This window comes from Vibrio sp. JZG10 (genome assembly GCF_054064075.1).
The window spans coordinates 158,841-181,836 of sequence record NZ_JBSUGE010000007.1 but is presented as its reverse complement, the minus strand read 5'-3'; the positions used below and the strand labels follow the sequence as shown (position 1 = coordinate 181,836).

The 22,996-nt window shown below is 46.7% G+C and carries 24 protein-coding genes; all 24 read left to right on the top strand.

Annotated elements, in window-relative coordinates; translation table 11 throughout:
* Positions 1 to 141 (top strand): flagellin (locus ACWYVB_RS10645; protein ID WP_331442293.1); only part of this gene is annotated, 141 nt, incomplete at its 5' end.
* 288 nt (positions 142 to 429) lie between these two features.
* A complete protein-coding gene (locus ACWYVB_RS10640; RefSeq protein ID WP_005380449.1) occupies positions 430 to 1,560 on the top strand; it encodes a flagellin in 1,131 nt (376 codons plus the stop codon).
* A 92-nt stretch (positions 1,561 to 1,652) separates the two neighbouring features.
* Positions 1,653 to 2,087, top strand: a complete 435-nt coding sequence (gene flaG, locus ACWYVB_RS10635) for a flagellar protein FlaG (protein ID WP_005384493.1) — start codon at positions 1,653 to 1,655, stop codon at positions 2,085 to 2,087.
* 21 nt (positions 2,088 to 2,108) lie between these two features.
* Positions 2,109 to 4,103 (top strand): flagellar filament capping protein FliD, encoded by a 1,995-nt coding sequence (gene fliD, locus ACWYVB_RS10630; protein ID WP_395222188.1) that lies wholly within the window; start codon positions 2,109 to 2,111, stop codon positions 4,101 to 4,103.
* A 3-nt stretch (positions 4,104 to 4,106) separates the two neighbouring features.
* Positions 4,107 to 4,412, top strand: coding sequence for a flagellar protein FliT (locus ACWYVB_RS10625; protein WP_005380456.1), 306 nt, complete (start codon positions 4,107 to 4,109; stop codon positions 4,410 to 4,412).
* 12 nt (positions 4,413 to 4,424) lie between these two features.
* On the top strand, positions 4,425 to 4,835 hold the full coding sequence (gene fliS / locus ACWYVB_RS10620) for a flagellar export chaperone FliS (protein ID WP_005380457.1): 411 nt from the start codon (positions 4,425 to 4,427) through the stop codon (positions 4,833 to 4,835).
* 287 nt (positions 4,836 to 5,122) lie between these two features.
* Positions 5,123 to 6,589, top strand: a complete 1,467-nt coding sequence (locus ACWYVB_RS10615) for a sigma-54 dependent transcriptional regulator (protein WP_395222187.1) — start codon at positions 5,123 to 5,125, stop codon at positions 6,587 to 6,589.
* 199 nt (positions 6,590 to 6,788) lie between these two features.
* Positions 6,789 to 7,817 (top strand): sensor histidine kinase, encoded by a 1,029-nt coding sequence (locus tag ACWYVB_RS10610; protein ID WP_395222186.1) that lies wholly within the window; start codon positions 6,789 to 6,791, stop codon positions 7,815 to 7,817.
* A 39-nt stretch (positions 7,818 to 7,856) separates the two neighbouring features.
* Positions 7,857 to 9,266, top strand: coding sequence for a sigma-54-dependent transcriptional regulator (locus ACWYVB_RS10605; protein ID WP_046875536.1), 1,410 nt, complete (start codon positions 7,857 to 7,859; stop codon positions 9,264 to 9,266).
* A 122-nt stretch (positions 9,267 to 9,388) separates the two neighbouring features.
* Positions 9,389 to 9,700 carry a flagellar hook-basal body complex protein FliE gene (gene fliE / locus ACWYVB_RS10600; RefSeq protein WP_012841525.1) on the top strand — a complete coding sequence of 104 codons (312 nt, stop codon included), beginning with the start codon at positions 9,389 to 9,391 and terminating at the stop codon, positions 9,698 to 9,700.
* A gap of 14 nt (positions 9,701 to 9,714) precedes the next feature.
* Positions 9,715 to 11,457: a flagellar basal-body MS-ring/collar protein FliF gene (gene fliF / locus ACWYVB_RS10595; RefSeq protein ID WP_006741698.1), complete on the top strand. Its 1,743-nt coding sequence runs from the start codon at positions 9,715 to 9,717 to the stop codon at positions 11,455 to 11,457.
* Positions 11,450 to 12,505 (top strand): flagellar motor switch protein FliG, encoded by a 1,056-nt coding sequence (gene fliG, locus ACWYVB_RS10590; RefSeq protein WP_012841526.1) that lies wholly within the window; start codon positions 11,450 to 11,452, stop codon positions 12,503 to 12,505. Before fliF ends, fliG begins: the two co-directional genes overlap by 8 nt.
* Before the next feature lie 71 nt (positions 12,506 to 12,576).
* A complete protein-coding gene (fliH, locus tag ACWYVB_RS10585; protein ID WP_006741700.1) occupies positions 12,577 to 13,377 on the top strand; it encodes a flagellar assembly protein FliH in 801 nt (266 codons plus the stop codon).
* A 3-nt stretch (positions 13,378 to 13,380) separates the two neighbouring features.
* Entirely contained in the window at positions 13,381 to 14,700 is a 1,320-nt protein-coding gene (gene fliI / locus ACWYVB_RS10580; RefSeq protein ID WP_006741701.1) for a flagellar protein export ATPase FliI, read from the top strand.
* A gap of 6 nt (positions 14,701 to 14,706) precedes the next feature.
* Complete coding sequence (fliJ, locus tag ACWYVB_RS10575; RefSeq protein WP_012841527.1) at positions 14,707 to 15,150, top strand: flagellar export protein FliJ; 444 nt, start codon at positions 14,707 to 14,709, stop codon at positions 15,148 to 15,150.
* Between the two features lie 183 nt (positions 15,151 to 15,333).
* A complete protein-coding gene (locus ACWYVB_RS10570) occupies positions 15,334 to 17,217 on the top strand; it encodes a flagellar hook-length control protein FliK (RefSeq protein WP_395222184.1) in 1,884 nt (627 codons plus the stop codon).
* A gap of 85 nt (positions 17,218 to 17,302) precedes the next feature.
* Positions 17,303 to 17,806, top strand: a complete 504-nt coding sequence (fliL, locus tag ACWYVB_RS10565; protein WP_012841529.1) for a flagellar basal body-associated protein FliL — start codon at positions 17,303 to 17,305, stop codon at positions 17,804 to 17,806.
* Positions 17,807 to 17,813: 7 nt separating this feature from the next.
* On the top strand, positions 17,814 to 18,860 hold the full coding sequence (fliM, locus tag ACWYVB_RS10560; protein ID WP_006741703.1) for a flagellar motor switch protein FliM: 1,047 nt from the start codon (positions 17,814 to 17,816) through the stop codon (positions 18,858 to 18,860).
* A 59-nt stretch (positions 18,861 to 18,919) separates the two neighbouring features.
* Entirely contained in the window at positions 18,920 to 19,330 is a 411-nt protein-coding gene (fliN, locus tag ACWYVB_RS10555; RefSeq protein ID WP_012841530.1) for a flagellar motor switch protein FliN, read from the top strand.
* A gap of 1 nt (position 19,331) precedes the next feature.
* A complete protein-coding gene (fliO, locus tag ACWYVB_RS10550; protein WP_104969689.1) occupies positions 19,332 to 19,745 on the top strand; it encodes a flagellar biosynthetic protein FliO in 414 nt (137 codons plus the stop codon).
* A complete protein-coding gene (gene fliP / locus ACWYVB_RS10545; protein WP_006741704.1) occupies positions 19,732 to 20,601 on the top strand; it encodes a flagellar type III secretion system pore protein FliP in 870 nt (289 codons plus the stop codon). The genes fliO and fliP overlap by 14 nt, the downstream gene beginning before the upstream one ends.
* Before the next feature lie 24 nt (positions 20,602 to 20,625).
* The gene (gene fliQ / locus ACWYVB_RS10540; protein ID WP_012841532.1) at positions 20,626 to 20,895 is read left to right on the top strand and encodes a flagellar biosynthesis protein FliQ; all 270 of its coding nucleotides are present in this window, start codon (positions 20,626 to 20,628) and stop codon (positions 20,893 to 20,895) included.
* An 8-nt stretch (positions 20,896 to 20,903) separates the two neighbouring features.
* Positions 20,904 to 21,686, top strand: a complete 783-nt coding sequence (gene fliR / locus ACWYVB_RS10535) for a flagellar biosynthetic protein FliR (protein WP_005384463.1) — start codon at positions 20,904 to 20,906, stop codon at positions 21,684 to 21,686.
* 3 nt (positions 21,687 to 21,689) lie between these two features.
* Positions 21,690 to 22,820 carry a flagellar biosynthesis protein FlhB gene (flhB, locus tag ACWYVB_RS10530; RefSeq protein WP_006741705.1) on the top strand — a complete coding sequence of 377 codons (1,131 nt, stop codon included), beginning with the start codon at positions 21,690 to 21,692 and terminating at the stop codon, positions 22,818 to 22,820.
* Positions 22,821 to 22,996 lie beyond the last annotated feature (176 nt).

Sequence of the window (22,996 nt, the reverse complement as noted above, 5' to 3'; positions counted from 1 at the left end):
TCGAAGAGCCGTATCAAAGATACTGACTTCGCGAAAGAAACGACTCAAATGACCAAGTCACAAATTCTATCGCAAGCATCAAGCTCAATCCTTGCGCAAGCGAAACAGGCGCCAAACTCAGCGCTAAGTCTGCTAGGTTAATTTCAAACCTAAGACGAGAACCTCATTGGCTCGTGGTGAGAGATGAGCGAGTAAACCCAGCTTCGGCTGGGTTTTTTTCTGTCTTTTGGGGACTCAGGATTTCTGCGAATCACGACATTAGAGCTTCATCACATTTCAGTAAGCCAAAGAAAATAATCGCAAAAAATTGAAAATTTCTTCTAAAGGATATTCATCGGTCGCCGTTAAAGGGACTGAGAGAAATGAGATGTACCTAAGTGAGGTGAGAGACACGACGGTACATTCACTAAAGCCTTAAGGAGATCAATTATGGCGATTAACGTTAATACTAACGTTTCTGCGATGACTGCACAGCGTTACCTAAACCAGGCAGCTGACGGTCAACAAAAATCAATGGAGCGTTTGTCTTCGGGTTATAAAATCAATAGCGCGAAAGACGATGCTGCAGGTCTACAGATTTCAAACCGCTTGAATGCACAAAGCCGTGGCCTAGACATGGCGGTGAAAAACGCAAACGACGGTATTTCTATTGCACAGGTTGCTGAAGGTGCAATGAATGAATCTACCAACATCCTACAACGTATGCGTGACCTATCGCTTCAATCTGCGAACGGTTCTAACTCAAAAGCAGAACGTGTTGCGATCCAAGAAGAAGTAACAGCGCTAAATGACGAGCTAAACCGTATTGCTGAAACTACCTCTTTCGGTGGTAACAAGCTTCTAAACGGTACTTACGGTACTCAATCTTTCCAAATCGGTGCGGACTCAGGTGAAGCAGTGATGCTTTCTATGGGTAACCTACGCTCAGACACTTCAGCAATGGGTGGTAAGAGCTACGCAGCAGAAGAGGGTAAAGACGCATCTTGGACTGTTGGTGAGAAAACAGAGTTCAAAATGAGCTATACCAACAAGCAGGGTGAAGAGAAAGAGCTATCAATCAGCGCTAAGCAAGGCGATGATATTGAACAGCTAGCGACATACATCAACGGTCAAAACGATGATGTAAAAGCCTCTGTTGGCGAAGATGGCAAACTACAAGTATTTGCTTCTTCTCAAAAAGTTGAAGGTGATGTTGAGTTTTCTGGCAACCTAGCAGACGAGATCGGCTTTGGTGGTCCGAAAGACGTAACAGTGAAAGACATCGATGTAACCACAGTAGCTGGCTCTCAAGAAGCAGTAGCGGTTATCGACGGCGCTCTTAAGTCCGTAGACAGCCAACGAGCTTCACTCGGTGCTTTCCAAAACCGCTTCAACCACGCAATCAGCAACCTAGACAACATTAACGAGAACGTTAACGCGTCTAAAAGCCGTATTAAAGATACTGATTACGCGAAGGAAACCACTGCGATGACTAAGTCGCAAATTCTTCAGCAAGCAAGTACTTCAATCCTGGCTCAAGCGAAGCAGTCTCCATCTGCAGCGCTAAGCTTGTTGGGCTAAGTGGTAAACCCAGCCTGAGGTCAACACCTTAGTGCTGGGGCACCAAAGCGATAGATTCTATCGTTAGCCCATAAGGTGGAAGGGAGATTGTAATGGATATATCCTCCTACGCATCGAACATCCAGCCTTACGGCACGCCAAATGGCACAAAGTTTGCAAATAAAAATGGCAATGATATAGGCACGTCTAGCCCAGCAAATTCAAATGGTGAGATTTCGCCGCAAAAAGCGAAAAACACCGAATACGACTTCTCTGTTCAAGCTGCGATCGAGATGGCTGAAAGCCGTCAAGAACTGAACAAAGAAGAACGTGAAAAATTGGTCGCACAAATGAATGAATTTGTAACGTCCATAAACAAAGGAGTCGCATTTCGAGTGGATGAAGAATCCGGACGAGATGTGGTGACGATTTATGAAGCCAATACCGGTGACGTGATTCGTCAAATTCCTGATGAAGAAATGCTAGTGGTATTGCGTCGCCTAGCTGAGCACACAGCCAACAGCGGGTTGTTGACTGAAAAAGTGTAAGTCGTTTTTAGAGGTGATTTGATGAGTTTAGGCCCTTTGGGGATGTCTGGCGGCATGGATATTAATTCCATGGTCAGCAAAATTGTGGATGCCGAACGCGTACCAAAGCAGCAACGTATCGACAACGAACGCACGACAATTAACGCCAGTATCAGTGCTTACGGGCGACTCAGAGAATCATTGGATACGATGAAAAATCTCATGGCGAACTTTCGTCAGGAGAAAGCATTTGCCGTTCGCACTGTCGAAACGACCAATGACAATATCGTATCTGCCACGGCAACCACAGATGCTATCGCTGGCAAATATGCTATCGATGTGTTGCAGCTTGCTCAGAGCCATAAAGTCGCTTCTGACGTATTGCCAGAAGACGCAAAATTTGGCCCTGGTAAGCTGCAGATTTCGCTTGGTGATGAGCGTTTTAATATCGATGTTCGTTCCCGATCTAAGCTCATCGATGTCGTACGTGGCATCAATGGCGCTAAAGATAACCCTGGCGTTCGTGCATCTCTTATTAACGACGTCGAAGGTCCACGCCTTATCCTTGCTTCTAACCTCTCTGGTAAGGATCATCAAATCAGAGTCAGTGTGGAGGCAGAAAAAGGCAACCCTCTTAAATATTTCGAATACCAAACATTTGAAGACCGCGTCAACGCGCTTGAAGAAGCTCGTTCAGCGGCGGAAGATGTCTTAGGTCCTCTTAAATTTCCGGAACAACCAGCAGAAGAGCTGGATGCAAACGGCAATCCTCTACCTCCAGAAGAGCAAAAAGCGGCAGACGATGTACAAGATGATGCATCGCAAGCGCCAATCTCTGCGGCGGGTGCAGAAGCAGCCAAAGCTGGTCAAGAAGCCATTGATGAAGCCAACCGACGCGCGAGTTTACGCCCTGAAGACAGAATTCCAGGGTGGACAGAAACTGCGTCAGGTACTTTGTTGGACTCTTATGAAGAACCAGAGCTCGAACTCGACGAAAAGGCAATAGAGAAGGCACCAGATGTACCAGGCTGGAATAATGCCGCATCGGGCACTCTAACCGATTCTTACGTTACGACGAAAGAGGCTAAGCAGCTTCTTGAGCAAGAAAAAGCGGAAATCGAGCAAAAAATTGCGAGTGAAAAGCAAGCGTTAGACGAAAAAGTGGCACGTGGTGAACTTTCCGAAGCGCAAGCTAAGCAAATTCATCGCGCTAAACTTGATCCTCAAGAACGTGAGCGTCTGGAAAAAATTGATGAAGCAGAAGCGAAAATCGCAAAGGCACAATCTGCTTTTGAAGAATACCTTGGAATGACAGAAGTACAAGCAGGGCAAGATTCAGAAGTTCTGCTTGATGGAGTGGCAAAGCTATCTAGCCACAACAATGTGATTGAAGATGCGATCGAAGGTGTTGATTTAACACTAAAAGGCAAATCAGAACCGAATAAACCGCCTGCTGAAATTGGTGTCGAGTACGACCGTCAAAGTGTACGCAACGATATCGAAAACTTTGTGGCAGCGTATAACTCGTTTTATCAAACCTCCCAAGCGTTGGCGAGTGTGGATCCGGTAACTGGTCAAAAAGGGCCGTTGTCAGGTGACAGCACCGTACGCAGTGCAGATTCACGATTAAAATCGGTCTTTTCTACTCGAATCGATAAAGCACCTGAAAACCTAAAGTCCTTAACAGAATTTGGCATTACGACCACACGTCAAGGCACCCTAGAAATCAACTATGACATGCTAGACCGCCAGTTGAACAATAACTTCAACGAGTTAGAAAAGTTCTTCGGTGGCAACACAGGTTTTGCTAAACGAGTAGAAGATGCGATTCACGGTATCACAGGTATTACAGGCAGTATTCGTACTCGAGAAAAAAGTCTCACAGAACAAAACTACCGTTTGAGTGACGATCAAGCGGCATTAGATCGCCGCATGGAAAGCCTAGAGAAGCGTACTCATGCGAAGTTTACCGCGATGCAAGATGCGACCGGTAAAATGCAGGGCCAGTTAGGCGCTTTGATGAGTGCGTTGGGTTAATAAATGCAAAAAGAACTCATGGAAATTAGTGATATAGATCAACTAATTACGCAAGAATTAGAAAAAATTGATTTTAATGCTGAAGAAATTCTTCGCTTGGTCGATATCAGGGAACGGTTATTGCAAAACCTGTTACCAATTATTCATCAAAATCCTTTGGTTAAGCAGGATGCAGAGTGGCAAGCATTGCTAACTCGTACCAAAAGAATTGTCGAGCTGATGCAATCGGAAACGTCAAAGGTCGGAAAAGAGCTCCATAAGTTTCGTTATGGCCAGCGTTCACTTCAGCAGTACAAAAAATTTATTTAAAAGAGGATTACTATGCGCGGTTCTTTGCAAGCATACAAAAAGGTATCAGTCGACAGCCAGCTTAGCGCGGCTTCTCCGCACAAAGTCATTCAAATGCTTATGGCTGGTGCGATTGAGCGCCTTATTCAAGGTAAAGCAGCCATGCAAGCAGGCAATATTCCAGCAAAAGGTGAGCGCTTAGGTAAAGCGTTAGACATCATTATCGCGCTACGCAGCTGTCTATCTATGGATGACGGTGGTGATATTGCTTCAAACTTAGATTCACTGTATGAGTTTATGATCACGCAAATTTCTGCTGCTAACCATCAAAATGAGCCTCAGCTGATCGACGACGTTATCGACATTATCCGTGAGATCAAGTCCGCTTGGGACCAAATCCCAACAGAGTTTCATAATCTTACCGCTGCTGAAGTTGGTATTTAATAGTCAAAACAATGTGTTAAGATACTAGACGAATATATTTGTCAATTGCGCAACGAGTTGTGTAGCAAAGTTTCTATCAAGCTCACACCTCTCCATTGCTTGGTTGCCTTATTTTTATATTCAAATAAAATAGAAGCCATTAGTAGCCCTAATGGCTTTTTTGTTGCTGATTTTCCTATTTTGTCTATCGTAAATTGAGTGTGGTGGTTCTGCCTTCTTTAGCACCCAATTGCGCAAATCAAGGTTTGGCCGCAACGCACCTAAAATAAAGGCAATCATTCTTACTTATGCATGGTTTGGCAAAGCTGCTTGTAATTGATGATGACGCATCAAGTCGTTTAAATTTAAGCAATATATTGGAATTTGTTGGAGAAAATTGCGAAGCGGTCAGTTCTGATCAGCTCAGCGATGTTGATTGGTCTAGCGTATGGTCGTGCTGTATTGTTGGTAATATTCCAGCAGGTCAAGCGGCGAGTACGGTTATCTCTCATTTAAACAGCGCTTACCACATCCCTCTTCTAGTCATGGGCCGTTTTCCTTTGCCTGTTGATGATCTTCCAAATTTTGTTGGTGAACTAGAGCTGCCGCTTAATTACCCACAGCTTAGTGAAGCGTTACGCCACTGCAAAGATTTTCTGGGGCGAAAAGGAGTGAATGTTGTTGCTAGTGCACGCAAAAACACGCTTTTTCGCAGCTTAGTTGGTCAAAGTAGAGGTATTCAAGAAGTTCGACACCTGATTGAGCAAGTATCAAACACGGAAGCAAACGTGTTGATCTTAGGTGAGTCCGGTACGGGTAAAGAAGTTGTTGCGCGTAACATCCACTATCATTCTTCATACCGCGATGGCGCATTTGTACCTATTAACTGTGGTGCAATACCGCCTGAGCTCCTAGAAAGCGAATTATTTGGTCACGAAAAAGGCGCGTTTACTGGTGCGTTAACTGCCCGTAAAGGTCGATTTGAGCTCGCAGACGGTGGCACGATCTTTCTTGATGAGATTGGCGATATGCCAATGTCGATGCAAGTAAAGTTGCTTCGTGTATTGCAAGAACGCTGCTTTGAACGTGTAGGTGGCAATAGTACCATCAAGGTAAATGTTCGAGTTGTGGCGGCGACACACCGTAATCTAGAAAATATGATTGAAGAAGGCACGTTCCGAGAAGACTTGTTCTATCGCCTGAACGTGTTTCCAATTGAGATGCCAGCGCTGAAAGAGCGCAAACAAGATATACCATTGCTGCTGCAAGAACTGATGACACGTTTAGAGGCGGAAGGCGGACAACCTATCTGCTTTACACCTCGTGCAATCAACTCACTTATGGAGCATAACTGGCCGGGCAACGTACGCGAGTTGGCTAATCTTGTTGAGCGAATGATTATTCTGTATCCAAATAGCTTGGTGGATGTAAACCATCTACCAACCAAATATCGCTACAGTGACATCCCAGAGTTCCAACCAGAGAGCAATCCATTTGTTTCGGTGGAAGAGCAAGAGCGTGATGTATTCCAAGATATCTTCTCTGAAGATTTTAGCTTTGAAGATCAAGACGACCTTGATCACAGCATGAACGCCCCGCAAGCGCTGCCACCGGAAGGGATTAATTTGAAAGAGCTGCTGGCTGATTTAGAAGTTAATATGATCAGCCAAGCATTAGAAGCGCAGGGTGGCGTTGTAGCAAGAGCGGCCGACATGCTGGGTATGCGACGTACTACGCTGGTGGAAAAAATGCGTAAGTACAACTTACAGCGCTAGGTAAAGTGAAGTTTTAAGACGATATCTGAATAATCACTTGGGCTGGTTAACATCGTTTTTCTGGCATCCAAAACCGTTATCTCTGAGTGTCAACTTATTGTCGATAGCTTAACGTCCTGATAAATATAGAAAATAGCTTGGTACGCTAATTGCTTACCAAGCTATTTTAGTTTTAGCGGCGATATTTCGACAGGCAGTAATGGATAACAACACCAATCAATCCCATTTAGATTCCGTAGAGAATCAGGTTGAGCGCTACAAACAGGTGCTCGATGTGATGCCTGCTGGAGTGATTTTGCTCGATACGTACGGAGTAGTGCGTGAAGCAAATCCAGAAGCGCACCGAATTCTTGAGATTCCACTGGTTAACGAAAAATGGTTCAACGTTATCCAGGCGGTGTTTGACCCACGTGAAGATGATGGCCACGAAGTTTCATTACGTAATGGCCGTAAAGTTCGACTCGCCATCTCGGCGTCCACAACAGGTCAATTGATCCTGATTACCGATTTAACCGAAACCCGTTTACTTCAAGCTCGTGTCAGTGATTTACAGCGCTTATCGTCGTTAGGACGTATGGTTGCATCGCTTGCTCACCAAGTAAGAACGCCGCTGTCGAGCGCTATGTTATATGCATCCAATTTGGGAGCGCCAAATCTTCCTCCAGCGACAAAAGATCGCTTCCAAACCAAATTAATGGATCGACTGCACGATTTGGAAAAGCAGGTTAATGATATGCTGCTTTTTGCTAAAGGTGGTGATAATAAAGTCATTAAGCCATTCACGATTGCCCAGTTGGTAGCGGAATATCAGCCGATGGTCGAAACCGCGCTAAAAAACAACAGTATTGATTACTGCCTAGAAGTGGAAGAAGAACAAACTGAGCTACTAGGCAATGCGAACGCCATTGCATCCGCATTAAGTAATCTGGTCATGAATGCGATTCAAATGTCTGGTAAAGAATCGCAAGTCGATATTTTTTTCCGCCCGGTAAATGGTGAGTTACGCATTTCTGTGCAAGACAGCGGACCGGGAGTGCCCGAAGAACTGCAAGCCAAAATTATGGAGCCATTTTTTACCACACGTTCTCAAGGAACTGGATTAGGGTTGGCAGTTGTTCAAATGGTTTGCCGTGCCCATGACGGTCGATTGGAACTTATTTCAGAGCAGGGTGATGGAGCCTGCTTTACCATGTGCATTCCGCTAGAGCGAGTGCAACCAGAAGCGTAGTAAGCAGCTTCTGGTAATAACAATTACTGGAGAATCAGAATGGCGCAAAGCAAAGTGCTGATCGTAGAAGACGATGAAGGTCTTCGTGAAGCCCTAGTGGATACTCTGGCTCTGGCAGGGTATGAGTGGTTAGAAGCTGACTGTGCGGAAGACGCACTACTAAAACTCAAATCGAATACTGTCGATATCGTCGTTTCTGACGTGCAAATGGCAGGTATGGGCGGATTGGCTCTGCTCAAAAACATCAAGCAGAATTGGCCTAACTTACCAGTACTGTTAATGACGGCGTACGCCAACATTGAAGATGCCGTGTCGGCAATGAAAGACGGCGCGATTGACTACATGGCGAAACCATTTGCACCAGAAGTATTGCTGAACATGGTCAGTCGATATGCACCGATCAAAAGCGATGACAATGGTGACGCGGTCGTGGCAGATGAAAAAAGTCTGCGCCTACTTGCTTTGGCCGATAAAGTGGCACGTACAGATGCGAATGTTATGGTGCTAGGTCCGAGTGGCTCAGGTAAAGAAGTGATGTCGCGTTATATTCACAACGCATCAAACCGTAAAGATGGTCCATTCGTTGCGATCAACTGTGCGGCGATTCCAGACAACATGCTGGAAGCGACACTATTTGGTTATGAGAAAGGCGCGTTCACTGGCGCTGTTCAAGCGTGTCCGGGTAAGTTTGAACAAGCGCAAGGCGGCACAATCTTGCTGGATGAAATCAGCGAAATGGACTTAAACCTGCAAGCGAAACTATTACGTGTTTTGCAAGAGCGTGAAGTTGAGCGCCTTGGCAGTCGTAAGAGCATCAAGCTGGATGTACGCGTGCTCGCGACCAGTAACCGTGATCTCAAGCAGTACGTCTCAGAAGGCAACTTCCGTGAAGATTTATACTACCGCCTGAATGTGTTCCCAATTGCGTGGCCAGCACTGAACGAACGCAAAGGCGATATTGCGCCACTTGCCAAGCATCTTGCTGAGCGTCATTGCAGCAAGATGGGGATGCCAGTGCCTCAATTTTCAGCCGTTGCGGTAGAAAAACTGCTGCAATACCCTTGGCCAGGTAACGTTCGTGAGCTGGATAACGTGGTGCAACGAGCTCTTATCTTAAGTGAGAATGGTGATATCGACGCAGAGCACATTTTGCTAGAAGGGGTGGATTGGCAAGATGCCAACAGCTTGCAGCATGTGGTGCAAAATGCAGAGATGGTGGTACCTAATGTTAAGCCAGTCGCTCAACCTGAGAGTGTGAACCGTCCGGTATCTGGCGGGGAGGGCTTGGGCAGCGAGCTGCGTGACCAAGAATACGCCATTATTTTGGAAACCTTGGTGGAGTGTAACGGCCGACGCAAAGAAATGGCGGAGAAACTGGGCATAAGCCCACGAACCTTGCGCTACAAACTTGCCAAAATGCGTGATGCTGGTATAGATATCCCAAATTAACATGTGCAATCGCCATAAGACAAAAAGTGTAAGCAAACCGCTAACTAATGTCTTATGGCACGTTAATTGCTGTGTTAATAATCAGTTTTGTTAATAGTCAATCTTTTGGCTTAGAGGTGCTAATGAAAGTTGATGGTATTCAGGCAGAAATGCGCGCCATGATGGTAGAAGCAACCAATACTGCTCCTACTGCAAGTGGGGCGAAAGTTGGAGCAGATTTTAATGATCTCCTAACTAAAGCCATCAATAACGTGAACACACTTCAAAAAGCATCCGGTGATTTACAAACCCGTTTTGATCGTGGTGATGCCGATGTTTCCCTTTCTGACGTTATGATTGCTCGTAACAAGTCTAGTGTCGCTTTTGATGCGACGGTTCAAATTCGCAATAAACTCGTTGAGGCGTATAAAGACCTCATGAACATGCCAGTGTAATTTAGGTAATAAGTGTGGCAGACAAGTCTACAGATTTAACCGTCACTGAAGGCGGCTCAGATGGTGCACTGGTAGCAAGTTCCGACGTAGATGTGGAGAGTCAAAATCCAGATCTAGAGGAGCGCAGTGCGTCAAAATTTGATATGGCAGTGGGTGACCTTGATTTACTTCGTCAAGTTGTACTTGTGCTGTCAATCTCCATCTGTGTTGCATTGATCGTGATGCTGTTCTTTTGGGTCAAAGAGCCGGAGATGCGCCCGCTTGGAGCCTATGAGACCGAAGAGTTGATCCCCGTTTTGGATTATCTGGACCAGCAAAAAATCAATTACAAGCTTGATGGTAATACCATTTCTGTTGAATCGAGCGAATACAACTCGATCAAACTTGGCATGGTTCGCTCGGGCGTAAACCAAGCCACAGAGGCGGGCGATGATATTTTGCTGCAAGATATGGGCTTTGGCGTATCACAACGTTTAGAGCAAGAGCGCCTTAAACTCAGTCGAGAACGTCAATTGGCTCAAGCGATTGAGGAAATGAAGCAAGTTCGTAAAGCACGAGTCTTATTGGCGCTGCCAAAGCACAGTGTGTTTGTACGTCACAATCAAGAAGCATCTGCGTCCGTATTTTTGACACTGTCGACTGGCACGAACCTCAAACAGCAAGAAGTTGATTCTATCGTTGACATGGTGGCGAGTGCCGTTCCGGGAATGAAAACTTCCCGCATTACCGTCACAGATCAGCATGGTCGTTTGCTCAGTTCAGGCTCTCAAGACCCTGCTTCTGCTGCGCGACGCAAAGAGCAAGAATTAGAGCGTAGCCAGGAACAAGCGCTGCGTGAAAAAATTGATTCAGTGCTATTACCTATTTTAGGTTATGGCAACTACACGGCGCAGGTCGATATCCAAATGGATTTCAGCGCGGTTGAACAAACTCGCAAACGCTTTGATCCCAATACCCCTGCAACCCGCAGTGAGTACGCATTAGAAGATTACAATAACGGCAATATGGTAGCGGGTATTCCGGGGGCGTTAAGTAATCAGCCTCCAGCGGATGCCTCTATTCCGCAAGATGTGGCTCAGATGAAAGACGGTTCTGTCATGGGACAGGGTTCGGTGCGTAAAGAATCCACGCGTAACTTTGAGCTTGATACCACCATCAGCCATGAGCGTAAGCAGACAGGGACGGTTGCTCGTCAGACAGTTTCTGTTGCGATTAAGGACCGTCGTCAGGTCAACCCAGATACGGGAGAAGTGACCTATACCCCTATGTCCGAATCGGAAATTAATGCTATTCGCCAAGTCTTAATTGGTACGGTCGGTTTTGACCAAGGCCGTGGTGATTTGTTGAATGTACTGAGTGTGAAGTTTGCAGAGCCTGAGGCTGAACAGCTGGAAGAACCACCAATTTGGGAGCACCCTAACTTCAGTGACTGGGTTCGTTGGTTCGCAAGTGCATTGGTGATCATCGTTGTCGTATTGGTATTGGTTCGTCCAGCAATGAAGAAATTGCTTAACCCTACCAGTGATGACGAAGACGAAATGTACGGACCAGACGGCTTGCCGATTGGTGCGGATGGTGAAACTAGCCTGATTGGCAGCGACATTGAAAGCAGCGAACTGTTTGAGTTTGGTTCAAGTATTGATTTGCCAAACCTTCATAAAGATGAAGATGTATTGAAAGCGGTTCGCGCTCTGGTGGCGAATGAACCTGAACTTGCTGCTCAAGTAGTGAAAAACTGGATGAATGACAATGGCTAACGATATCGTACCTCAAGATGACAACGCCGCGGGAATGCCAGTTGAGCTGGATGTCTCAACCATTACTGGCGAAGAAAAAGCAGCAATTTTGCTACTGAGCCTCAATGAACAAGATGCCGCTGGCATTATTCGTCACCTAGAGCCAAAACAGGTCCAGCGTGTGGGTAGTGCGATGGCTAAGGCGAAAGACCTCAGCCAAGACAAGGTGTCGGCCGTTCACCGTGCGTTTTTGGAGGACATCCAGAAATACACCAACATCGGCATGGGCAGCGAAGACTTCATGCGTAATGCGCTGGTGGCGGCTCTTGGTGAAGACAAAGCCAACAATTTGGTTGACCAGATCCTACTTGGTACGGGTTCAAAAGGCTTGGATTCGCTGAAATGGATGGACCCACGACAAGTGGCGAGCATCATTGTCAACGAACACCCGCAGATCCAAACCATCGTATTGTCTTATTTAGAAGCAGACCAATCCGCGGAGATTTTGTCTCAGTTCCCTGAGCGCGTGCGTTTGGACCTGATGATGCGTATTGCCAACCTTGAAGAAGTTCAGCCATCGGCACTGGCAGAGCTGAACGAAATCATGGAGAAACAGTTCGCGGGTCAAGCTGGCGCTCAAGCAGCCAAGATTGGCGGCCTGAAAGCGGCAGCGGAGATCATGAACTATCTAGACAACAACGTCGAAGGTTTGTTGATGGAGCAGATTCGCGATCAAGACGAAGACATGGCGACGCAAATTCAAGACTTGATGTTTGTCTTCGAAAACTTAGTCGAAGTGGACGATCAAGGTATTCAGAAATTGCTGCGTGATGTACCACAAGACGTGTTGCAAAAAGCACTTAAAGGTGCCGACGATTCTCTGCGTGAGAAGGTATTTAAGAACATGTCGAAACGAGCGGCTGAGATGATGCGTGATGACATCGAAGCGATGCCGCCAGTTCGCGTGGCGGATGTCGAAGCAGCACAGAAAGAAATCCTGGCGATCGCTCGTCGCATGGCCGATGCAGGCGAACTCATGTTGTCTGGCGGTGCGGACGAATTCTTATAATCTCTATTGCTCCGTGATTATCCTATTGCGGAGCGCCCTCACTTCTTAATCGAATACATAATAGGTAACCCATGGCTGGCGAAAGAAAACGTGGATTTATCCGCCCTGATGAAGATGATTCGATGATCGAACCACAACGTTGGGGGTTGCCTGATTACGGCGAGCCCAAAGCCAAGCAAGCAAAACAAACCGCGTTTAACTATGACCCGGGTTGGGTACCGAATCTTGAAGAACCAGAAGAAGAGCAAGCACTTGAGCTAACCGAAGAGCAGATAGAGCTGATCAAGCAAGGTGCTTATCAGGAAGGTTTGTATCAAGGTCAAGAAGCCGGCTTTAAGCAAGGTTACGACAAAGGCAAAGAAGAAGGCCTGCAAGCGGGCCATGCTGAAGGGCTGGAGCTTGGAAAAGCCGAAGGCGTGACCGCAGGCCAAGAATATATTCAGCAGCAAGTCGAAACCTTTATGAACTTAGCGAACCAGTTTGCTCAGCCGTTAGAGCTAATGAATGCTCAGGTTGAAAAGCAGCTGGTGGACATGGTGCTCTGTTTAGTTAAAGAAGTCGTGCATGTCGAAGTGCAAACCAACCCTCAAATTATTTTAGACACGGTTAAGCAGTCGGTTGAAGCGCTGCCAATATCAGGTCACCCCATTACCTTGCACCTGAATCCAGAAGACGTTGCGATTATTCGTTCAGCCTACGGCGAAGAAGACCTTGATTGCCGCAACTGGACGTTGGTTGCTGAGCCATCACTCAATCGAGGCGACGTCCAGATTGAAGCGGGTGAATCAAGCATTAACTACCGTATGGAAGAGCGCGTCAAAAGCGTGTTGCACAGTTTTTGTGGTGCAAACCGTCATCAAGAGGGTGAGTAATCCATGCAAGCATTGGCTGACCGTTTAAGAAACTACAAAGTTGAAGGCTTAACGACGCGCCCAGTTGCCTCTGGCAAACTAGTTCGAGTGGTTGGGTTAACGTTGGAAGCGACAGGCTGTCGCGCGCCAATTGGCAGTTTATGCTTAGTGGAAACCATGTCCGGTCAGATGGAAGCCGAGGTCGTCGGTTTTTCAGGCGATAACCTATTTTTGATGCCAAGCGAGCAAATTACGGGCATTTTGCCTGGCGCTAGAGTGACGCCATTAACCAGTGACGCTGGCTTGCCTGTTGGCATGGAGTTGCTTGGTCGCGTGATTGACGGGGTTGGTAATCCGCTTGATGGACTTGGTCCGTTGTATACCGATCATCGCGCCTCTTTTAATGCTGAGCCAATCAACCCGCTGGCTCGAAAGCCAATTTCAGAGCCACTTGATGTGGGTTTGAAAGCGATTAACGGATTATTGACGGTAGGTAAAGGTCAGCGTATCGGTCTGTTTGCTGGCTCTGGTGTGGGTAAATCGGTCACGCTTGGCATGATGACGCGAGGTACAACCGCACAAGTTGTTGTGGTCGGTCTGATAGGTGAGCGTGGACGCGAAGTTAAAGAGTTTATCGAAGAGATTTTAGGTGAGGATGGACGACGTCGCTCTGTCGTGGTGGCTGCGCCTGCCGATGCTTCACCATTGATGCGTTTGAAAGGCTGTCAAACCGCCTTAACCATTGCAGAGTACTTTCGCGATCAAGGTTTGGACGTTCTGTTATTGATGGATTCCTTGACGCGTTTTGCGCAAGCACAGCGTGAAATCGCCCTTTCTGTTGGTGAGCCGCCAGCGACAAAAGGCTATCCGCCATCTGTGTTCGCCAAGCTACCTGCTTTGGTTGAGCGTGCGGGTAACGGAAGCGCCGAACAAGGCTCAATTACGGCGTTCTTTACCGTGTTGACCGAGGGCGATGATTTACAAGACCCGATTGCGGATGCATCGCGGGCAATTCTTGATGGTCACATTGTGCTGTCCCGTGAAATGGCGGATGCAGGCCATTATCCTGCGATTGACGTCGAAAAGTCGGTTAGCCGTGTTATGCCGCAAATCACCACTGAAGAACATGTTCTGATGTCGAAAGCGGTACGTCAGGTCTTGTCGATTTGCCGCAAGAACCAAGATTTGGTGTCGATTGGGGCGTACAAGCCGGGCACCGATCCTGCTATCGATGGCGCGTTTACATTGAAGCCAAAGTTAGACGAATACTTACAGCAGAGCATGAAAGAATCGGTGCCATACGATATGTGCGTCAACATGCTTAGAAACATTTTAGGCGGGTGATAGCGCATGAACAATGCGATGGAGTTCCTACTTGAGCAGACTAAAGAGCGTGAAGATCAAGCCGTACTTGCGCTGAACAAAGCGCGCTCTGAACTTGAAGATTATTACCGTCAGGTTGAGCAAATCGAAAAGTATCGCCTTGATTATTGCCAACAGCTTATCGACCGTGGGCAGGCGGGCTTAACGGCAAGCGAATATGGGCATTTAAATCGCTTTCTCACTCAGCTAGACGAAACGTTATCTAAGCAGAAACAAGCAGAAAGTCATTTCAAAGAACAGGTAGAAAACTGTCAAGAATACTGGTTAACAGTACGCAAAGAACGCAAATCCTATGAGTGGATGATCGAAAAGCGTGAGAAAGAGAAACAGCTTGCTGAAGCCAAACGGGAACAAAAGCAAATGGACGAGTTTTCAACGTTGCTTTACAGCCGTCGAGCGAAGCCTTTTTAATGTTTAAAAGTTGATGTTGCTTCCACTTATAACGCTCGTTTTGTCACTGCAGCAATGAGCTTGTTATTGGCGTAATTTTTGCAGATAACTCTGTAGATGATCATCCCAATAACCTAAATTTGCCACCGTGTGCAATTTAGCAGCGGCCTAGCGCTCGAAGCTGCTGATAATGAGAATTTCTATATGAATGTGAATTTGTCCAATGTTTCTGCGACGAGCAAGACGTCAGTGTCTGACTCTGCCGCACAAGCACCTACAGAAAACGCCGAGAACAAGGGATTTTTAGAAACCTTGACGGATGCGTTTTCAGGTTCACAAAAGTCAGAAAAAGTAGCAACGAAATCACTAAACGGTGAAGAACAAAACAGTGCCGAGATTAACAAGCTTTCGTCTGGCAAAGCTGATAGTCAAGAAGCGGTCACAGAAGTGGCTCAAGCGAGCAGTAACGATGCCGAGGAGTTGCTGGCGCAAGAAAGCCAAGAAACTGCTATTCAAGAGCAAAGCCGCTCTGGCGACATGCTGACAGAGCATGCGAACACCATTCAAAGTGATGAAGCAAGCCTACTGGAAGCCAAACAAGGCGCGCACTCGCAAAATGATGCTGATGTCACTGAGAAAGTCGGTTCACTCTCGAACGCCCCTTCAGCTGCTAATGGCGCAAAAAGCGCGATGGGTGAAGGACAACAGCTGCTTGGTCGTATTGAACAAGCGAATCAAACCTTGAAAGCGAATAATGCATCCATCGATAGTGGCAAAGTTTTGCCTCAACGAGCGGGTTTAGAGCACTCGTTTAACGAGCAAACAACAGACATTGATGAACCTGCTTTGAATGAAATGCCATCAGCTCAATCGCTTGAACAAGTGCAGGCAATGGCTGGGCAAGGCTTAGAGCCAATTTTAGATAAGAATGGTCAACCTATCGATGTCGATAAGCTCTCGTCTGAGTTTGCTACTTGGCAAGGTATGGCTAAACAAGTCAGTCACCCAACCGAGAAGGGCATGGTCAGTGGTGACGTTGCCAATGAACTATCGCCACTGGAGGTGGGTTTGGATGGCTCTAAAATTGATGCGCTTCAGCGTGTTTCCTTGGATGAACTCGAACTCATAGATACCAAACTGGCGCAGGGAAAACCACTGACTCAGCAAGAAACTGAGATCATAGAAGGGTTGAAAAAAGGGACGGTCATTGCCGATATTCCTGAGCAAGATCTTGCCCAGTTTGTTGCGCTTCCTACTGACGTTAAACAGGTTCTCGCCGAGCAGCAAGGACAACAGCATTTGGCTCGCCAGGCTGCGCCTATGGGGATGTCTCAGCAAGCCCTTAATTTGGTTACTCAATCAGCTCAGCCGCAAGCTGTTCAGAGTGCAGATAAAGTCGCATTATCTCCGATGCTAGATGCGTTCGTCGCAGCTCATTTACCGACGGCCCTTCAAGGCGTAAAGGATGGAGAGGTTAACCAGAAAGTTGTGAATGCCGCATTGGCTGCTGGTGCACTTAAAGCGACAGCGGATAAGCAAGATAAACCAGAACTTCAACATGGTTTAGCAGGGCAGCTTCAGGCGATGGCGGGTCAACAAGGAACAAACGTGCAGCAACAAGCGCGTATTGATGCCGCTCAGCAAGCTCAGCTTCCGTTGCAACTGACCAAAGAGTTGGCCAATGAACAAGTGGCGGAAAAAGTGCAAATGATGATGTCGAAGAACCTAAAAAACCTCGATATTCGTCTTGATCCACCAGAATTAGGTCGTATGCAAATTCGTATGACGATGAACAACGATGTGGCTAATGTGCATTTTACGGTGAACAACCCGCAAGCGCGTGACATCATTGAACAGACACTTCCTCGCTTGAGAGAGATGTTGGCGCAGCAGGGCATGCAACTGGCTGATTCTTCTGTTCAGCAACAAAACAGCGGACAGCAGCAAGGTAGGTATACTGCTGAGCAACATGGTCAAAGCGCTCAAGGCAGCGGTTTTTCTGGACAATCAGAAGAGAGCTTTGATGCTGACGTCAATCTGGATTTGAATGTCGCTTCAAAGCGTGATGGAATTAGTTTTTACGCATAACAGGCCGTTTAAAGGCAATAATACAAGGTTACCAAACGACTTCCTTAAGCATCTCGGTAACCTAAAAGAACAATAAGAGACAACAATGGCAGAAGAACAGTTACAAGGGGCCGATGCGCCGAAAGGAAAAGGTAAGTTACTTATCATCATAATCGCTGTTGTGGTATTGCTACTTGGCGGTGGTGCTGCAGCGTTCTTTCTCATGGGCTCTGATGAACCAGCTCAGGCTGAAGCGTCTCAACAGGTTCAAGCGAAGGCATCAGATGCCTCGCCAATTGCCTACGTGAACCTTCCTCAGGCATTTGTATTTAACGTTACAGGGGACCGTCGCGACAGACTGGTACAAATTAAAGCGCAGTTAATGGTTCGCGGCGCAGAGAATGAAGAGTTGGCGCGGTACCATTCGCCACTGATTGAGAGCTCTTTATTATCAACGTTTGCTTCGGCGACGGTTGATCAGTTGCGTTCTCCAACGGGACGAGTGGAATTGCGCGATCGTGCTTCCGAAGATATCAAAGCAGCGCTAAACGCTGCGGTCGGTAAGCCAGTGATTGAAAAAGTACTGTTTACAGATTTTGTTATTCAATAGGTAAAACGTGACCGATCTATTAAGCCAAGACGAAATTGATGCGCTATTGCACGGGGTTGACGATGTTGATGACGTCGATGAACCGATAGAAAACGACAACGAAGGTGCCGTCAATTTTGATTTCTCGTCGCAAGACAGGATTGTACGTGGTCGAATGCCGACGCTCGAACTTATCAACGAGCGCTTTGCACGACACATGCGTATTAGTCTGTTTAATATGCTGCGTAAAACGGCAGAAGTGTCGATCAATGGCGTGCAGATGATGAAGTTTGGCGAATACCAAAACACATTGTACGTGCCAACCAGTTTGAACATGGTGCGTTTTCGTCCGTTAAAAGGTACAGCGTTGATCACCATGGAGGCTCGCTTAGTCTTTATTCTGGTAGAAAACTTCTTTGGTGGGGATGGTCGATTCCATGCCAAAATCGAAGGGCGCGAATTTACCCCAACGGAACGCCGCATCATTCAGCTGCTGCTGAAGATTGTATTTGAAGACTACAAAGAAGCGTGGTCGCCAGTGATGGGGGTGGAGTTCGAATATCTCGACTCTGAAGTAAACCCAAGTATGGCTAACATTGTCAGCCCGACAGAAGTGATTGTCGTGAGTTCTTTCCACATTGAGGTCGATGGTGGCGGCGGCGATTTTCATGTCGTTATGCCTTACTCCATGGTTGAGCCGATTCGTGAACTGTTGGATGCAGGTGTTCAGTCCGACAAGATGGAGACAGACGTCCGTTGGAGCTCAGCATTACGTGAAGAGATTATGGATTGTCCGGTTAACTTCCGCGTTAACTTGCTTGAAAAAGACATCTCTTTGCGTGACCTCATGGAATTGCAACCGGGTGACATCATCCCGATTGAAATGCCAGAACATGCGACAATGTTTGTGGAAGACCTGCCGACCTATCGCGTAAAAATGGGCCGTTCGGAAGACAAATTAGCGGTGCAAATTTCTGAGGAAATTGAGCGCCCACATGTAGTCAAAACAGATTTAGCTTTCTTGGGCAAAGACATCATGTCTGAGCTTGAGAATGAAGACGATATAGACGATTAAGATACCTTATTGAACAGACATGCTTTGGCATTAAATAAGGCTTAACACAGGATAGAAAAATGGAACCAAGTGACGATCAAAAGCTAGCAGATGAATGGGCAGCCGCTCTTGGCGAAGACCCGTCTGCACCTTCTGTTGACGTAGATGAAGTATTGGCCGCGCCACTGGAAGAGCTAAAAGACACTTCAAGCCCAATTACCGAAGATGAGCGCCGTAAACTCGACACCATCATGGATATTCCGGTGACGATTTCGATGGAAGTCGGTCGTTCACAAATCAGCATTCGGAACTTATTGCAGTTGAACCAAGGTTCGGTTGTTGAGTTGGATCGTCTAGCGGGCGAGTCATTGGACGTATTAGTCAACGGTACACTGATTGCGCATGGCGAAGTCGTGGTCGTGAACGATAAGTTTGGTATCCGTTTGACGGATGTGATCAGCCAAACTGAACGAATTAAGAAGCTACGTTAAGATGAGCTGCTCAATCAAAACGCGATTGACGCAAATCACTGGAGCACTGAGCTTAATGCTGAGTGCTCCTTATGCATTTGCTGCCGCACCAAATAATCTGGATCTTGCGACGACACTGGGCTCGCTTGTGCTTGTGATCGGCGTGATTCTTTTGTTGGCTTGGCTACTTAAACGTATGCAAGTGCCTGCGATGGGACAACAAAAAGGCTTGCGTATTGTGAGTCAGTTGCCAGTGGGCACCAAAGAAAGAATCGCCGTAGTTCAAGTGGGTGAAGAGCAGTTTTTGGTTGGAATTACCAGCCAATCAATCCAAACGTTAGCCAAGTTAGATAAGCCACTGAAAGAGGAAGAGTTGGCGACCAATGCTTTTGCGACTCAATTTAGCCAACTGATCAAAAAACATGACAAAGGGTAACCCGATTCGTTTGCTCCTGAGCACGTTGTTGCTTTTCGTCGGCGTGCTGTTTTCTTCATTTTCGTTTGCTGAGGCAGAGGAGTCTGCTCTGCCTGACAACTTGGCTGATGGAAGTAGCGTCACTGTTCAGGCGATGCAAAGTGATACTGGCGCCAGTCGTGCTATGTCCGTTTCTAGTGGTGGTGGCATCCCTGCGTTTACCATGACCACGAACCCAGATGGCAGTGAAGATTACTCGGTTACACTGCAAATTTTAGCGTTAATGACCATGCTTGGCTTCTTGCCAGCCATGGTGATTTTAATGACGTCGTTTACTCGAATTGTTGTGGTGATGTCGATATTGCGTCAGGCAATGGGTTTGCAACAAACGCCGTCTAATCAGGTCATCATTGGTATAGCGCTGTTTTTGACCTTCTTTGTTATGTCTCCCGTCCTGAACGAAATCAACGATAAAGCCGTTCAGCCTTATTTGAACGAGCAAGTCACGGCTCGAGAAGCATTTGATGCTGCACAAGCGCCAATGAAAGCGTTCATGCTTAAACAGACCCGAATCAAAGACTTGGAGACGTTTGTAACCATGTCAGGAGAGCAAGTTGAGAACCCAGAAGATGTGTCGATGGCGGTGTTGATTCCTGCTTTCATCACCTCGGAGCTAAAAACTGCATTCCAGATTGGCTTTATGCTCTTCTTGCCGTTTTTGATTATTGACCTCGTGGTAGCGTCGGTACTGATGGCAATGGGTATGATGATGTTGTCACCAATGATTGTTTCGTTGCCGTTCAAGTTGATGCTGTTCGTATTGGTCGATGGTTGGAACTTGATACTTTCGACACTCGCGGGCAGTTTCGCCCTTTAGATAAGCGCAGATAGAGGATAAGACATGACACCAGAAATGTTTGTCGAGCTTTTCCGTGAAGCACTTTGGATGGTGCTTATCATGGTCTGCGCCATTATCATCCCAAGTTTGCTTATCGGCCTTATTGTTGCGATTTTCCAAGCTGCGACTTCCATCAACGAACAAACATTGAGCTTCTTGCCGCGTTTGATTGTCACGCTTTTGGCTCTAATGCTATTTGGTCACTGGATGACGCAAATGTTGATGGAATATTTCTATGGCTTGATTGAGCGCTTACCTCAGGTGCTTTATTAGAGGCGCCTATGGAGTACCCCACTAGCGTTGTCTTAGATTGGATCGCAAACTATTTCTGGCCCTACGTTCGTATCTCTTCCATGCTGATGGTGATGACGGTAACTGGGGCTCGATTTGTCTCACCACGAATCCGCCTTTACCTCGGGTTAGCCATCACTTTTGCAGTCATGCCAGCGATCCCTGCAGTGCCTCAAGACATTGAGTTGCTCTCGTTTCGGGGTTTTATGACCATTGCCGAGCAAATGATCATCGGTATTGCGATGGGCATGGTCACTCAATTTATGATTCAAACCTTTGTCTTGTTGGGACAAATATTGGGTATGCAATCAAGTTTGGGTTTCGCTTCTATGGTTGATCCCGCAAATGGTCAGAACACGCCATTGCTTGGTCAGCTATTCATGTTTTTGACGACAATGTTTTTCCTTGCCACCGATGGGCACTTGAAAATGCTGCAACTGGTCGTGTTCAGCTTTAAAACACTGCCGATTGGCTCCGGCTCGCTCAACGCGGTTGATTTCCGTGAAATGGCAGGCTGGCTTGGTATTATGTTCCAAACGGCACTGAGTATGTCTCTATCTGGCATTATTGCACTACTTACCATTAACTTGTCGTTTGGTGTAATGACCCGTGCTGCACCACAGCTGAATATCTTTTCGCTTGGTTTTGCGTTTGCGTTGATGGTGGGTCTATTACTGTGTTGGTACATACTGGCTGGCCTTTACAGTCATTATGAAATGTTCTGGACAGTGGGTGAGGCGCAGATTTGTCGGCTCATTCGCTTGGAGTGCTAAGAATTGGCAGAATCAGACGGTCAGGAACGCACCGAAGAAGCCACGCCCCGACGGTTACAACAAGCCAGAGAAAAGGGGCAGGTTGCTCGATCTAAAGAACTCGCATCAGCATCTGTACTGATCGTTGGCGCCATTTCACTGATGTGGTTTGGCGAGGCGTTAGCACGTTCATTGTTTTCCATCATGAGCCGTTTATTTGATCTTCAACGAGAAGAGATTTTTGATACGGCAAAGCTATTTGACATTGCTTTAGGGGCGATGACCGATTTGTTGTTCCCTCTATTTTTGGTGCTAGCGACATTATTTACTGCCGCCATGATTGGTGCTGCGGGTGTGGGAGGAATCAGTTTTTCTGCTCAAGCCGCTATGCCAAAGCTGTCGAAAATGAATCCGCTTAGCGGTTTAAAGCGGATGGTCGGAATGCAAAGCTGGGTAGAGTTGATCAAATCAATTCTTAAAGTGGTTTTGGTTACTGGTGTCGCGATCTATTTGATCCAAGCATCGCAGGCGGATCTGATTCAATTAAGTATGGATGTGTATCCGCAAAACATCTTCCATGCTTTAGATATTCTGCTGAACTTTATCTTGTTGATCAGCTGTTCACTGTTGATCGTGGTTGCCATCGATATTCCATTTCAAATCTGGCAGCACGCTGATCAGTTAAAAATGACCAAGCAAGAAGTTAAAGACGAATATAAAGAAACCGAGGGTAAGCCAGAGGTCAAAGGGCGCATTCGTATGCTGCAAAGAGAAGCGGCTCAACGTCGTATGATGGCAGACGTTCCTCAGGCTGATGTTATTGTTACCAACCCAGAGCACTTTTCGGTTGCGCTTCGTTATAAACAGAAGACAGACCGTGCGCCGGTAGTGATCGCTAAAGGCACCGATCACATGGCAATGAAGATTCGAGAAGTCGCCCGAGAGCATGACATCACAATTGTACCTGCTCCGCCACTTGCTCGTGCGCTGTACCATACTACCGAGCTAGAACAAGAGATCCCCGATGGATTATTTACTGCGGTGGCTCAGGTTTTGGCATTTGTATTCCAGTTGAAGCAATACCGAAAACGAGGTGGACAGCGCCCCAAAATTCAGGATTACGATTTGCCAATCCCGCCAGAACACCGGCACTAATACTAAAAGAAGCCTAATTCTAAAAAGGCTAATTTAATCAGATATTAAGCTCTACTTGAGTGTTTAGTCATTATTTTGGCGTTAATTATGGTACATAGCTTGCTTAAAACGCCTTAATTATCAACCATACCTAAACTTTTAGGCCAAAGCGGTCGCGTATTAATAGTAAGAGCTAA